Source organism: Streptomyces sp. NPDC053426 (assembly GCF_055585405.1).
In genome coordinates, this window is the sequence record NZ_JBVJKE010000005.1 from 431858 (window position 1) to 445443 (window position 13586).

Below are 13586 nucleotides of genomic sequence, written 5' to 3' on the forward strand. Positions count from 1 at the left end.
CCGCCCGCCTGGCATCCGCCGTGCCGCTCCTCCTGCCGCGCGAAGCGGTCGAACGGCCCGCTGCGCACATGGCCGGAAAGTATCTCACCGGCGGGCGGTGCGCGCGAGGGAACCCTGTCGCGAGCCGGCCCGGCGCCCGGGGCCGTCCGACGCCGGGCTCAGCCTCGGACGGGGTATTTGATCCTGCGCGCGTTGGCCAGGTTGGCGGCGAGCCGCTCGCGCGTCTGGTGGGCGTGCGACTGCCAGGCGGGCTGGCCCGGTCCGCTGCGCCAGGACTCGCTGAGCGGACTGTTGTCGACGGTGTCGAATCCGAACTCGTCGTACAGGCGCGTGACGAGCTCCACCGCCTCGGGGTGGTCGCTGGAGACCGAGAGCGCGTGCCGGCCGGGGGTGCCCGGAGGGCCGGCGGAGAGGAAGAGGCGCGGAGCCTGGATGTGGGTGAACGCCTTGGCGACCTTCGAGGCGGGCAACTGTTCCTGCCGCAGCTCGTGCACGGTCTTCTCCCCCGAGTCGACGGCCGGGAAGTGGCCGTCGCGCCAGGGCATGTAGTTGTTGGTGTCGAGCACGATCTTGCCGGCCAGCTGCTCCACCGGCATGTCGTTGACCGGTTTGAGGGGGACGGCGATGATCACGAAGTCGCCCGCTTCGGCGGCGTCGGCCGCTGTCGCGGCCCGGGCCGAGGGGCCGAGTTCGTCGACGAGGCGCGTCAGCGTCTCCGGTCCCCGTGAATTGGCGATGACCACCTGGTAGCCGTGGGCGACGGCCGCGCGGGCGAGCTGGCTGCCCACCTCGCCCGCTCCGATGATTCCGATCGTCCTCACGCGTCGCTCCTCGGGGGTGAGATGATGCCGGCGCTCTCGAGCCTGGACTCGTCCTCGCTGCCGGGGACCGCCGTGTAGGCGACGACCTTGAGGTCGGTGTCCCCGTCCGTCAGGACGTCACAGTCGACGTTCACTTCCCCGATGTCGGGGTGCCGGATGGTCTTGCGGTCCTCGGCGTGCCGGCCCACGGCGGCGTCGGCCCAGAACGCGGCGAACCGGGGGTTGCCGGCGACCCTGCCGGCCACCAGCTCGGTCACGCGCGGATCGTCGGGGAACCGGGCCGCGGCCCGGCGCAGGTCGGCCACGAGTGCCCGGTCGGCGGCCTCGGCGTTGACCGGGATGACCGGCCAGCTCGTCAGACGGCCGCGGTCCGAGGCGACCGGGAAGCGCAGCCGCACCAGGTTGCGCTCCTCGGTCCCGATCCGCGTGGGGTCGCCGAACAGCGCCGCCCACCTGGGGTTCCACCAGACCAGCTGCCAGTCCGCGGCGAAGACCGCGACCGGAGTGGAGTCGAGCAGGGCCAGCAGCCGTCGCATGCTCGGCGGAATGTCGTGGACGACCCGCTGGTCCTGCGGCGGCCGGAATCCGGCGAGCCGGTGGAGGTGGTCCCGCTCGTCCTGGGAGAGCCGCAGCGCGCGGGCCAACGAGACGACGATCTGCTCGGAGGGGCTGACGGCCCGGCCCTGCTCGAGCCGCACCAGGTAGTCGACGGAGAGACCGGCCAGCTCGGCGAGTTCCTCACGTCGCAGGCCCGGCGACCGGCGCGCCCTGTCCACCGGCAGTCCGACGGCTTTGGGCGAGAGCCGGTCCCGCCAGGCCCGAAGTGTCGCTCCCAGCTGGTTGTCGACGGCGTGTCCCTTGTTCACCACCGCATCGTAAGCAGCTCATGTCCGTCCCGGTGCTCGCCCGGGTGGTACTGCTGTTCCTACCGAAAACCGTTCCCTGGCTGGTCCGGCAGGCCCGGCGAAGGCTTGGGGCATGTCCAAGACCACGTTCATCACCGGCGCCAACAAGGGCCTCGGTTTCGAGACCGCCCGCCGCCTCACCGAACTCGGCCACACCGTGCTCCTCGGTGCCCGCGACGTCGACCGCGGCCGCCGTGCCGCGGCCGAGCTCGGCGCCCGCTTCGTACGGATCGACGTCACCGACGACGCCTCGGTCGCGGCCGCGGCCGCCGACGTCGCGGCCAACGAGGGCCGGGTCGACGTCCTGATCAACAACGCCGGCATCACCGGCGGCGTCGTGTCCGCCGAGGGGCTGACCGGCGCGGAGGCCACGGTGGTGTTCGACACCAACGTGGCCGGCGTCGTGCGGGTCACCGCGGCCTTCCTGCCGCTCCTGCGCGCGTCCGGCGCTCCGGCCGTCGTCAACGTCACCAGCGGCCTGGGGTCCGTCGCGCTCACCCACGACCCCGAGCGGGTCGAGTCGAAGGTGATCGCCCCCGTCTACGCGGCCTCCAAGGCCGCCGTCACGATGCTGACCACGCAGTACGCGAAGGCGTTCGGCGACATCCGGTTCAACGCCGTCGACCCCGGCTACACCGCGACCGACCTCAACGGCCACACCGGCACCCAGACCGTGACCGAGGGAACCGACGCCATCGTGACGCTGGCCACCGAGAACCCCAGCGCCGGAACCGGCCGGATCATCGACCGTTACGGCCCCCTCACCTGGTGAAGCGGAGCGGGACCTGACCGTCGTACGCGACCTCGACCGGACACGCGGGAGCCAATTGCTGCCCCGTCGTGTGCGGCGCGCCCTTCCCCGTCCGGCAGGCACTGAGCCGGACGGGGAGGGGCGCACGCGTCTTCGGCCCGGCACGGGCGACCTCGTACGGCGCGGCGAACGTGGTACTCCCGGTCCCCAGGCTCGGGAGGGCTCTGGGCCGCCAACGTCGCCGTTCCTAACCTCGGTGGTGAGTCGAGCGGGGCACCGATCCCCGCCGCTCCCCATCGATTCGGTCCCCGCACAGGGACCGACACCCCAGAAGGAGAAACCGATGACCGACTCCGGCCTCAAGGACTGGTACCTGCGCTACGTGGCGGCGCTCAACGCCCACGAGTTCGACGGCATGGACGAGTTCATCGCCGACGACGTCGTGCTGAACGGCGAACCGGGCGTCCGCGACGACGTCATCACGGTCCAGAAGCAGGACATCGACGCCGTTCCGGACCTCCACTGGGAGGTCGAGGAGCTGCTGTTCGACCGGGACCGGATCGCCGTGCGCGCGGTCAACACCGGCACCCCGGTGAAGGAGTGGCTCGGCGTTCCCCCCTCCGGCGCCTCCTTCGAGATCGTCGAGTACGCCATCTACAAGGTCGAGAACGGCCGCTTCGTGCAGATGACGGCGCTGCACGACTCGTCCGACCTGCTGCGGCAGCTGGCCGCCTGACCTCGGCCGGCGCCGGCGCGGTGTCCCGGGGAGTCCTCCGGCACTTCTCCGGGACCTCCGAGGCATCCGGGTGCCTTCGCGTTCCCGCCCGCGCAGTGCCCGTTCACCGTCCGCACGGCTCCGGATTGGGCGGGAGAACAATTCCGCCTCCGCGGCGCACGGAGGCGTGCGGAGGTCTGGTTGACTCCGTGCGCCCACCCCCACACCCGTACCCGCGCCCCTTCCGGGGTGCCGGATCGACGTGAGCGGAGCCGCCCACATGTCCTTCGGACCGCAGCCCCGGCACGGGCCGCCGCACCATGACGAGCCCGCGGCCGGCGCCCGTCCTCCGGCGGAGCACGAGCGACACGACGACGGGGAGGCGGCGCGGCTGGCCGTCGGGCTACGGCTCGGCGTCCGGATCGCCGTCGCCTGGCTGCTCTACGTGCTGCCCGCCGCCCTCGTACCGGCCGTGTACGGCACGCGGATCGCCGGGCCGGTGAGCCTCGGCGCGCTCCTGGCCGTGGCGCCCCTCGCCGTCGGTGTGCACGCGCTGGTGGTGTACGGGCGACGGGTCGACCGGCTCGAACCGCGGCCGGACGTCCGGAGGTGGTCGTGACCGCGCTGCTCGATCCCTCGTCCCGGTCCCTCGTCCTCGCCGTGTTCTCGGTGTTCGTCGTGATCTGCCTGATGCTGTGCGTCGTCACCGGCGCCGACGAGGACGACCGAGCCCTCGTACGGTCCGACAGCCGCCAGCTGCGCTCCTGGCAGCAGGGCATCGCGATGGGCGGCGACACCACCACGGTCGCGACGGTCACCGTACTGGTGGGCATGGTCGCCACGTCCGGCTTCGACGGCCTCGGCGTCATGCTGGGCAGCCTGATCGGGGTCATGCTGCTCCTCGTGCTGATCGTCGAGCCGCTGCGCGGGCACGCCTCGCTGACGGCCGCGGACATGCTGGACGCGCGCGGCAGCGGCGGGCCCGCCGTACGCGTCTCGTGGGGCGTGGTGACCCTGCTCGTCTGTTTCCCGCTGCTGGTCGTGCAGTTGGTGGTGGTCGGCAACGTCGCCGCGGCGCTGATCGGGCAGCCCGGTGCGCGGACCGGCTGCATCGTGGTGATCGGCTGCGTGATGACGGCGCTGGCCGTCAGCGGCGGGATCCGGGGCACGGGCGTGGTGATGATCGCGAAGTCGGCGATCGCCCTGCCCGTGCTGGTGGTCGCCGCCGTGCTCGTGCTCCACCGCTTCGGCGGGGATCCGGGGCGGCTGCTCGACGCCGCCGCTCGCGGCTCGGGGACGGGCGGGGCGTACTTGCGTCCGGGCGGCTACACCGGTGAGGGGTGGGTGGGGGCCGTGAACCGGATCGGGCAGACCTTCGGCATGTCGATGGCCACGCTGGCGATGCCCGCCGTGCTGATGCGGGCGATCTCGGCGAAGAGCCCGCGCGGCGCCCGGTCCGGCGGCCGCTGGATGCTCGGCGAACTCACCCTGCTGTACGGCGCGCTCGCCGTCGTCGGTGTCGGCGCGGCGGCCCTCGTCGGCGAGGCGCTGCGCGAGGCCGGTCCGGCGGCGCAGGTGTTCACGCCGCTGCTGCTCGGGCGGGCGCTCGACGGCGGCGGTGTCCTGGTCGCGGCCCTGGCCTGCGTCCTCTTCCTCACCGCGCTCGCGGCCGTGGTGGACGTGACCCTCGCCGCCGGCATCGCCCTGGGGCGGGACGTGCTGGGTGCGTCCGGCAGGCTCTCCGGCAGGCTCCCGGCGGGCAAGGCGGACGGTGCCGCGTCGCGGTGGTCGGCGGCGCTGACGGGCGCCCTCTCCGCGCTCGTGGCGGTCGTCGCCGCCGACTGGAACCTGGTGGTCGTCTCGACGCTCTGGCTCGCCGTCTGCGGCGCCGCCCTGGCTCCCGTCCTGCTGTACGCCCTGTACTGGCCCGGGTTCACCGCCCGCGGTGCGCTGTGGTGCCTGTGGGGGGCCACGGCGCTGAGCATCGTGGCGCTCGCGCTGTCGCCGTACGTGTCCGGCGCACCCGGGTCGATCTTCCCGGAGTACGACTTCAGGGTCTGGGACGTGACGATCCCGGGCCTGGTGACGGTGCCGGCCGGGTTCCTGCTGGGCTGGCTGGGCAGCGTCACGGATCCGCGCCGGGCGGCGGGCGACGTGCCGGGGCCGCAGCGCCGCAGGCAGATGGACACCGTCTGAACGATCCGCGTGCCGCCTACCGATGACTTTCGGTGGGTGGCACGGTCGTACCCGGTACACGCACCGGATTCGGAGGACACCATGCCGCGGAAGATCACCGCCAGCCTGTTCATCTCGCTCGACGGCGTCGTCGAGGCGCCCGATCAGTGGCACTTCCCGTACTTCAACGACGAGATGGGAGCCGCCGTCGGCGCGAGCATGAACACCACGGAGGTCCTGCTCTTCGGCCGCAGGACGTACGACAGCTTCGCCGGCGCCTGGCCCGAGCGGGAGGCGGCGGGCGGCGAGGACGCGGGCTTCGCCAAGCAGCTCGGCGACATGCGGAAGATCGTGTTCTCACGCAGCCGGCTCGACCTGCGGTGGCGGAACTCCGAGCAGGCGCAGGGCGACGTCGCCGAGGTCGCCGCCGCGCTGAAGGGCGAGCCGGGCGGTGACGTCTCGCTGAGCGGCTCGGTCTCCGTCGTCCGGCAGTTGCTGGCCGCGGGCCTCCTCGACGAACTGCACCTCCTCGTCCACCCCATCGCCGTGCGCAAGGGCATGCGCCTCTTCGACGAGGGCGAGCCGTCGATCCCGCTGAAGCTGCTGAAGTCCCAGACGTTCACGACGGGCGTGCTGAACCTCGTGTACGGACCCGACACCGCGCCGCCGACGGGCGGTTACGAGGAGGCCGTCACCACGCTCGGGGAGTGAGCCGGTTCTCGTACCGGTGCCGGCGCGCCGGAGCCGCGCACGCGGCTCCTGGCGGGACGCCGGCCCGGGCGGACGACACGCCGGCCGTCCGCCCGGGGATTCCTCGCGGCCCCGGGAGTTCCGGGACCGCTGCGTCACTTCAGCCCGTTGTCCAGCGCGGTCATCAGCCGGCCGTCCGGGGTGTCGCCGGACATCTCCCAGACGAAACCGCCCAGCAGGCCCTTGGACTTGGTCCAGGCCGTCTTCCTCTCGATCGACCACACGTCGTCGAAGGACCACCACTGGCCGTTCGGGCCGGTGTAGCCGAACGTCGACACCGACTCCTCGTCGTGGTGGACGGTCATGTTCGGGAAGCTGGTGATCAGGTTGTCGTAGCCGCGGACCCCGGCCTCGGTGTCGAACTGGCCGGGTGCGGCGCCGTTCGCGTCCTGCCACTCGCCGTCGGCACCGCCGTCGGTGACGCCCTGCCAGCCGCGCCCGTAGAAGGGGAAGCCCACCGTCAGTTTGCGTGGGTTGACTCCGGCGTCGAGATACGTCCGGATCGCGTTCTCGATGCTGAAGTGGAAGGGGTAGGGGTCCTCCGCGTCGGCGTGGAGGTTGGACGCGTGCCCGGTGCGGTTCGGCTCCCAGGAGTTGTCGCTGCCCGCGCCGTGGAAGTCGTATCCCTGCACGTTGGCGTAGTCGAGGGAGTCGAAGATCCGGCTCAGGTCCCAGCCGGCCTCGATCTTCGCCGGGTCGGCGGGGGTGAACGCGGTGAGCAGCTTGTGCTCGCCGCCGAGCGCGTCGAGCTGCTTGCGGAACTCGGCGAGCAGGGCGGTCAGGTTGTCCTTGTCCTGGGCGCCGTAGTGGTTGCCCGGGTGGCCTTCCGAGCCCGGCCACTCCCAGTCGATGTCGATGCCGTCGAAGATGCCCGCCCCGGTGCCCGGGCCGCCCGCGCCGTTGTAGACGGGCAGATTGCCCTTGATCCACACGTCGATGCAGGACTCGACGAACTTCTTCCGGGATTCCGGCGTGGCGGCGGCGTCCGAGAAGAACTTCGAGTACGTCCAGCCGCCGAGCGACACCACGACCTTCAGGTGCGGGTACTTGGCCTTGAGCTTCTTCAACTGGTTGAAGTTTCCGCGCAGTTTGCCCCAGCCGTCGTCGGCGACCCCGTCGACCGACTGGGCGGCGGACATGGGGCGTGCGTAGTCGGCGTCCGCGTCGCCCGCGCCGGTGCCCTCGTCGGGGTCCTGCGGGTTGCCGGAGGTGCCCTTGGTCACGCCCGCCTGGCAGGTGAGGTCGGTCGGGTCGAGGTTCTCGAAGGCGTAGTTGATGACGTCGAGCCGGGCCGCGGCGCCGGAGGTGTCGAGGTTCTTCACGAAGTACTGGCGCCCGTAGATGCCCCACTGCACGAAGTACCCCACCTTGAGCTGCTTGCCCTCGCCGGCCACGTCGTCGGTGGTCACCCGCACGGCTTCGGAGGCCGCCGAGGAGTTGTCGGCGGTGTCCCGGGCCCGGACGGTGAAGGTGTAGGCGGTGGCCGGGGAGAGTCCGTCCACCGTGGCCGTGGTGGTGTCCGCGCCGACGGTCTTCGCCAGCGTGTCACCGCGGTAGACGTCGTAGGCGGCCACGGCCACGTTGTCGGTGGACCTGTCCCAGGCCAGACCGACGCTGGAGGCGGTCTCGCCGGTGGAGCGCAGGTTGCCCGGCGCCGTCGGCGGGGTCGGGTCGGTCGACGGGTCCACCGTCTCGACGGTGAGCGGTTCACTGGCCGGTCCGGTGTTCCCGCGCTTGTCCTTGGCCCGGACGGTGAAGGTGTAACGCGTCGCGGGGGTCAGGCCGGTGACGGTCGCGGAGGTGCCGCTCGTGGTGGCGACGGTGTCCGAACCGTTCAGCACCTCGTAGGAGGTGACGGGGTGGTCTCCGGGCCGGGCGGCGCCCCAGCCCAGCGCGACGGAGTGCGCGGTGACCGCGGTCGCCTCCGGTGTGCCGGGGGCCGTCGGCGGGACGTCGGGGGTGCCGTCGCACTTGTCGCCGTTGACGGTGCAGTTGGTCGGGGTCCCCGCCGTCCCGGTCGCCGTGAACCAGTAGCTGTACGGCTCGGTGCTGCCGCCGGCCGGGACGTTCGCGTTGTAGAAGGCGTTCTCGACGGTCACATGGCGCCCGGAGACGGTGACGTCGCCGTGGTAGTTCCCGGTGACGGTCATCCCGGCGGGCAGGTCGAACTCCAGGGTCCAGCCGCTGACCGCGGCCGTGCCGCTGTTGTGGACGACGTACGTTCCCTTCCACCAGGAGCCGTTGTCCTGGGTGGTGAAGGTGGCCGTCAGCGTCCCGGCCGCGTGGGCGGGTGAGGCGAGGGTGGTGAGGGCCGCGAAGGGCAGGAGCAGTGCGGCGGCCAGGGCGGCGATCAGCCGCCGCGGTCGTGCGGTGCCGTGCGTGCCGGAGGGGCGCCGCGCGCCCGCGACGGGAAGTGGTCCTCTTCCCCGCCGCGGACTTCTTCCCGAAAGTGGTCTGCGCCTGTGGAACATGGCTCTCCCTGTCATGGTGGGGTGGTACAGGGGTGAGACGAACCGTGCGCGTGCGTATGCCCTGACGGAGGCCGGCCTGATCGCGGCGGGAGCCGCCTCTGGTCGGGCGCCCACAACGTAGAAGGTCTGGACCAATGCGTCAATAGGTCCGGACTGACACCGAAAGAGGTCCGGTCGGACACCGAACCCCCTGTCACCGCCTTCGCTCTCGTCGGCTTCCCGGCGGTCACGGATCCGGACGGCAAGGTGACGGCCGACAGCCGATCAGGTCCGTTCCGGCTCCCGCGACCTGGTGGTGAACAGGGCGTGGAGCATGGCGAGGAGGACCAGGGTCCAGGCGGTGAGGGCGACCCAGAGCCAGGTCCGGCCGATCCATTCCACGATGGGGAGGTCGTCGGCGCGGCCGAGGTACATGCCGGCGACGGCGTACATGCCGAGGGGGAAGACGATGCTCCACCAGGTGGGCTCGTAGGTGAGCGGTACCCGGTGGACGTAGTGGCGCCAGACGCCGACGGCGATCAGTACGGGGATGAGCCAGGTGGCGAAGCACCAGAAGACGACCGACATGCCGGCCACCAGTCCGCGCACCGCGTCGACCATGGGGGCGCTCTCCATCTCCACGATGCGCGCTCCCGCGACCACGGTGATGGCGACCGCGCCCATGGAGACCCAGTAGGGCGGGTCGAGTTCGCGCGGTTCGAGGGGGTAGAGCATCAGGCGGAGCGAGACGAAGATCGCGGAGGCGGCGTAGAGGACGCAGCCGACCGACCAGGAGAAGACCGCGACGACGGCCAGGCCGTGGCGTGCGGCCTCGTAGTGGGGCTCCAGGGTCGCGGCGGCCACGGCGACCGACTGGCTGGCGACCACCCAGACGAACCAGGTCCCGTTGGCGGCCGCCACGACCGGGCGTTCGCTGCGGCCCAGGACCGCCGCCCAGGGGATGGTGTAGCCGAGGACCACCCAGGTGAGCGCGGCGATCACGAGGAGGACGGCGGCGGGGACGAAGTGGCCCTGGCCGGCCAGGCCGACGGCGAGCACGTCGGTGCCCGCCACGAAGGTGAAGAAGAGGAACGCCTTGCGGGTGTCGTGGGCGTCCGCGGCGAGTTCACGGCGGTGCGCGACGAAGCGCCAGACGGTGAGGACGACCAGCAGGCCGTACGCGACGGCGGTGAGGACGAGGAGGGACCGGGCCGTCAGGGTCCAGCCGCGCAGCTGACAGCCGACGGAGAGGATGCCCGTGGCCATGACGAGGGCGAAGTACCCGGGGGACAGACGCGCCGGTGCCAGGCCGGCCAGCCGGGGTGACGGGGGCAGTGGGGTGGAGAGCACTCCGGCACCGTATGTGATCAGGACCCCGCTGGTCCTGGGACGTTCGGCCCTCTCGGGGACGAAGGACGTGTCCCGGCCTCGAACGGAGCACCGGGGCACGGTCGTACGACACCGGTTCAGCGGTTCCCTTCGACGGCGTGCCCGGCGGACACCGCCCGGACGGCCCCGCCGATGGGGTGGTGCGACACGGCCTCCTCGTCGACGAAGCCCGTCAGCGGTGCGGGCCACCGCGAGAGGACCCGATCCGCTCCGTCCCGTGTGCGTGCGGCATCCCCGTCGTCCTTCCCGCCGTCCCCGGTGAGTCACCCGGCCGGCTCGTCCTCTCCTGACCACCGGAATCCGGGGACCCGCGTCGTTGTCAGTGGCGGCTGCCACAATCGGCACGTGATCGAGAAGACCGAGAACCGCTTCGACTGGCAGCAGTTCCTCCGTCGCTGGCAGGAGGAATGGGTCCCGGCCGAGGACGACGTGGAGGACATGGCGGAGGGCGGCGTGACCCTCGCCGACCTGGCGCTCGCCGCCCCGCCCGCGGCCGAGGCGGAGATAGCCGCCGCCGAGGAGCGCCTGGGCACCCGGCTCCCTCCGTCCTACCGGCGGTTCCTCGGGGCCAGCAACGGCTGGCGGCTCGACGGGGGATCCGTCTACCGGCTGGGCGCGGCCCACGAGATCGACTGGTTCGGGGATCCGTTCGGCATGACCCCGGCCTACCAGGAGGGGCTGACCGAGCGCTCGACCGAGCAGGAGGTGCTGCTGGCCGGGATGTGGCGGCGGGCACTGCAACTGGAGACCGACTCGGACATGTCCTACGCCCTGCTGGACCCGGGCGACACCGACGAGGACGGCGAGTGGGCCCTGTACGTCTACAAGGGGTGGAGCGGCGAACACCCGGACCGGTATCCGTCGTTCCACGCCTATATGCAGCGGATGTACCAGGACTTCCACTCCGACCGGGCGGGCCTCCCCGGCTTCGTGAACGACACCACCCGCGCCCTGGACGCCGACGTGGAGCGTGCGCGGGAGGAGGCCCTGAGCGGCAGGTGGGAGACCGCCCGGGAGCTGCTCACCGGGGCGGAGCGCCACGGACGGCCCCGCGCCCGGGGCATGGCGCAACAGCTGGCGGCGCTGTCGAACGGCGGCGGACACCACGGATTCGGTGAACTCGTCGCCGATCCGCGCTACACGGGCGAGCTGGTGCCCGTGCTGGCCGCCGCGCACCTGCGGGACCACCGCCCCGGCTCCGTTCCCCACCGTTTCGTGCTGGGCACCGGGACCGACGACGACGTCACCGCTGCCGCGGACGTGATCCTCGCCCAAGTGCGTGACCGGTCCTACCGCTACGCGCCGGGCGGTGCCTTCGGGCAGGCGGTGGCCGAGGCGTGGGAGTCGGCGAGACGGGGGGACACGGACACGGCGTGGCGGGTGATCCGTGCCGCGCTGCCGTCGTGGTCGCCGCCGGGTCCTGACCTGCTGGCACCGCTCGGTCTGCTGGGGGACCCCGTACTGGGTCCGGTGGTGACGCGGGAGCGCGGCCTGGAGCTGCTGGCCACGCCTCGGGCCGGCCGGGAGGGCCCGGTGCCCGATCCGGTGCCGGACCAGGATCCGCCGGGACTGCGCTGGCTGGCGGAGACTCAGCGGTGGAACGCCCCGCACGGCTCCTACCGGTGCGTGTGGGTGGAGGGCGCGGAGCCGGAGGCGCTGCCCGGCCTGATCGGGGAGGACGGGGGCGAGGGCCTGACCCCGCCGCCCGTCCGCCCCGACGGGTGGTTCCCCTACGACTCCTGGCAGCAGCGGGACGACTCGGCGCCGTGGGAGGACCGGGCCGTGCTGGCGGTGGGCCGGACGGGCTCCGGGTGGGCGTTCGGCCACGACACGGCCCCGCGGACGTCGACGCCCGGGAACTTCTTCGTCTCCCCGGCCGCCGCCGCCTCGCGCGACGGACGCGCGGTGGTGCTGTGGGCGCGCCGCACCCGCGACGAGGGCCTCACGGTGTTCCACCTGTCGGTCGCCGAACGGGGCGAGGAGCTGTACGCGTACACGCTGCGCGGCGCGGACGTCGAACGCTCGGGACCGGTGCCCGGCGCCCTCGACCCGGAACAAGTCCTGCGCGGCGTCGACGAGGCGGACCGCGAACGGTGCCTGCTGACCGCCGTACAGGACGAGTTCGGTCTCTCCCTGCCCCGGCACGCCCTGGCCGAGGGCATCCTGCCGCACCTGACCACACGGTCCTGGAACCGCGCGCCGCGGGAGGGCGAGTCCTACGCGTACGTCACGGTCCACGTCGGGCGGCGCCTGTGACGAAGACGCACGCCGCCCGAGCGCTCCGCGGCACGGGCCGCGAGGACGGATCTACCTGTTGATCCAGATGCCGAAGTCCCGCGTGGCCGTGTAGAAGTCCTGGAAGCCCAGGCGCGCCCCCGCACTGCGGGTCACCGTGCCCTTGGCGATCGCGCCGCCGCCGGCCGATGCGGTGTAGACCGGACCGCCGCTGTCACCGCTGCGGGCCACGTCCTGGCCGTTCATCTGCTCCGCCTCCACCAGGTCCTCGGAGTCGTTGTAGAAGAAGAGGACCTTGATGTTGCAGACCGGGCCGCCCGTGACCCGGGCGCTGGTGATCCCGGACTGGCACAGGTACTCGCCCGGGAAGACGTGGTCCCAGCCGTCGACCCGCACGCCCGCGTTGCTGTCGGGTCCTCCGGTGTACATGAAGTTGTCGGAGTTCGTGGGGATGAGCATCACGTCGTGGGCGTCACTGGACTTGGTGGAGGTGCCGATGTAGGCGCCCTGCGGGTTGGTGAACCGATTGCCGCTCCGGCCGCAGTGCTCGGCGGTGAGCAGGTAGGTCGTGTTCACGTCACGCACACCGAACCCGGCCGTGCACGCACCGCCGTTGAAGTTTATCTGCGCTCCGCCCGACCACGGCGCGCCGTCGTTCACACGGGAGCGTTCCTGGAGGGGCTCCTCGCTGATCGTCCTCACGGGCACGCCGGCGATCGGGCCGACCGTGCCGTGGTCCTGCGCGGCCGAGGCGGTGCGTGCCGCGCGGGTGGTGTCCCGTGTCAGTACCAGTCCGCTGCCGTCAGTGGGGATCTTGACGCTGTGGCCGAGTGAGGGGTCCTTCTCCAGTCGGGCTTGTAAGAGCTCGGAGGCGTCCTTGAGTTCGGCCAGTGAGTGGTCCGCGGCGACGATGCGCACGGGGGCGGTCTCGCGGGCCCGCTCCACGGTCCGCCGTACGGGCTCGGGCAGATCGCCCTTCCACCACAGGGTGACGTGGTCCTCCTGGAGGCCGATGCCGGTGTAACCCTCGTGGTGGCCCCGCTCCTGGGCCTTGGCCAGGATGCTCGCAGCGGCGACGAGGGGGCGCTGCTCGTTCATCTTCCGCAGGTGGTCGGCGCCGACGGCCTGTGAGATCGGGACGGCCTTCTCGCCGTCACCGTCGTGCTGCTGCTCGGCGCCGGCTCCCGGGGCGAGGGCGCCGACGAGCGCCATCGCCGCGGTCAGGGCCGAACCCGCGGCCCACAGACCGGTTCTGCTGTATCCCATGAGTATGCCTTTCCTCTTGCCGTAGCCGTCCGTGACCAGACGTCACGGGCATCCTCATGGGCCCCGATCCACATTCGATCCACAGATGATCCACACCGCCCGGGCCTCCGGCGGGCCGGAAGGCGACCT

At 72.1% G+C, this 13586-nt stretch carries 11 protein-coding genes; 6 read left to right on the top strand and 5 right to left on the bottom strand.

Going from position 1 to position 13586, the window contains the following annotated elements; genetic code table 11:
• Window positions 1-158: 158 nt before the first annotated feature.
• Together ACZ62B_RS13640 and ACZ62B_RS13645 are read right to left on the bottom strand one after the other, a co-directional pair.
• Window positions 159-821: an NADPH-dependent F420 reductase gene (locus ACZ62B_RS13640; protein ID WP_469690347.1), complete on the bottom strand. Its 663-nt coding sequence runs from the start codon at window positions 819-821 to the stop codon at window positions 159-161.
• Window positions 818-1687: a helix-turn-helix transcriptional regulator gene (locus ACZ62B_RS13645; protein WP_344564293.1), complete on the bottom strand. Its 870-nt coding sequence runs from the start codon at window positions 1685-1687 to the stop codon at window positions 818-820. The genes ACZ62B_RS13640 and ACZ62B_RS13645 overlap by 4 nt, the downstream gene beginning before the upstream one ends.
• 112 nt (window positions 1688-1799) lie before the next feature.
• Between ACZ62B_RS13645 and ACZ62B_RS13650 the strand changes: the two genes are divergently transcribed.
• The 5 genes from ACZ62B_RS13650 to ACZ62B_RS13670 all read left to right on the top strand — a co-directional run bounded on the left by ACZ62B_RS13650 (window position 1800) and on the right by ACZ62B_RS13670 (window position 6078).
• Window positions 1800-2498 carry an SDR family NAD(P)-dependent oxidoreductase gene (locus tag ACZ62B_RS13650; protein ID WP_468879366.1) on the top strand — a complete coding sequence of 233 codons (699 nt, stop codon included), beginning with the start codon at window positions 1800-1802 and terminating at the stop codon, window positions 2496-2498.
• 322 nt (window positions 2499-2820) lie between these two features.
• Window positions 2821-3213 (top strand): ester cyclase, encoded by a 393-nt coding sequence (locus ACZ62B_RS13655; protein WP_344564289.1) that lies wholly within the window; start codon window positions 2821-2823, stop codon window positions 3211-3213.
• Window positions 3214-3472: 259 nt separating this feature from the next.
• Window positions 3473-3811, top strand: a complete 339-nt coding sequence (locus ACZ62B_RS13660) for a hypothetical protein (protein ID WP_469690349.1) — start codon at window positions 3473-3475, stop codon at window positions 3809-3811.
• Complete coding sequence (locus tag ACZ62B_RS13665) at window positions 3808-5388, top strand: sodium/solute symporter (protein ID WP_469690351.1); 1581 nt, start codon at window positions 3808-3810, stop codon at window positions 5386-5388. Before ACZ62B_RS13660 ends, ACZ62B_RS13665 begins: the two co-directional genes overlap by 4 nt.
• An 81-nt stretch (window positions 5389-5469) precedes the next feature.
• On the top strand, window positions 5470-6078 hold the full coding sequence (locus tag ACZ62B_RS13670; RefSeq protein ID WP_468720102.1) for a dihydrofolate reductase family protein: 609 nt from the start codon (window positions 5470-5472) through the stop codon (window positions 6076-6078).
• A gap of 134 nt (window positions 6079-6212) precedes the next feature.
• Here the strand turns inward: ACZ62B_RS13670 and ACZ62B_RS13675 are convergent, their stop codons facing one another.
• Together ACZ62B_RS13675 and ACZ62B_RS13680 are read right to left on the bottom strand one after the other, a co-directional pair.
• Window positions 6213-8588 (bottom strand): glycosyl hydrolase family 18 protein, encoded by a 2376-nt coding sequence (locus ACZ62B_RS13675; protein WP_469690391.1) that lies wholly within the window; start codon window positions 8586-8588, stop codon window positions 6213-6215.
• Between the two features lie 264 nt (window positions 8589-8852).
• Window positions 8853-9917: a tellurite resistance/C4-dicarboxylate transporter family protein gene (locus tag ACZ62B_RS13680; RefSeq protein WP_344564279.1), complete on the bottom strand. Its 1065-nt coding sequence runs from the start codon at window positions 9915-9917 to the stop codon at window positions 8853-8855.
• A 384-nt stretch (window positions 9918-10301) separates the two neighbouring features.
• On the opposite strand from ACZ62B_RS13680, the gene ACZ62B_RS13685 reads away from it, so the two are divergent.
• Entirely contained in the window at window positions 10302-12212 is a 1911-nt protein-coding gene (locus tag ACZ62B_RS13685) for an SMI1/KNR4 family protein (protein ID WP_469690353.1), read from the top strand.
• Between the two features lie 51 nt (window positions 12213-12263).
• On the opposite strand, the gene ACZ62B_RS13690 is transcribed toward ACZ62B_RS13685, so the two are convergent.
• Entirely contained in the window at window positions 12264-13457 is a 1194-nt protein-coding gene (locus ACZ62B_RS13690) for a trypsin-like serine protease (RefSeq protein ID WP_468720098.1), read from the bottom strand.
• Window positions 13458-13586 lie beyond the last annotated feature (129 nt).

What these genes read in the sequence shown, in the direction of transcription:
- ACZ62B_RS13655 (WP_344564289.1), top strand. Translation starts at nt 2,821, where the DNA reads ATGACCGACTCCGGCCTCAAGGACTGGTACCTGCGCTACGTGGCGGCG.
- ACZ62B_RS13675 (WP_469690391.1), bottom strand. Translation starts at nt 8,588, where the DNA reads ATGTTCCACAGGCGCAGACCACTTTCGGGAAGAAGTCCGCGGCGGGGA.
- ACZ62B_RS13670 (WP_468720102.1), top strand. Translation starts at nt 5,470, where the DNA reads ATGCCGCGGAAGATCACCGCCAGCCTGTTCATCTCGCTCGACGGCGTC.
- ACZ62B_RS13660 (WP_469690349.1), top strand. Translation starts at nt 3,473, where the DNA reads ATGTCCTTCGGACCGCAGCCCCGGCACGGGCCGCCGCACCATGACGAG.
- ACZ62B_RS13650 (WP_468879366.1), top strand. Translation starts at nt 1,800, where the DNA reads ATGTCCAAGACCACGTTCATCACCGGCGCCAACAAGGGCCTCGGTTTC.
- ACZ62B_RS13690 (WP_468720098.1), bottom strand. Translation starts at nt 13,457, where the DNA reads ATGGGATACAGCAGAACCGGTCTGTGGGCCGCGGGTTCGGCCCTGACC.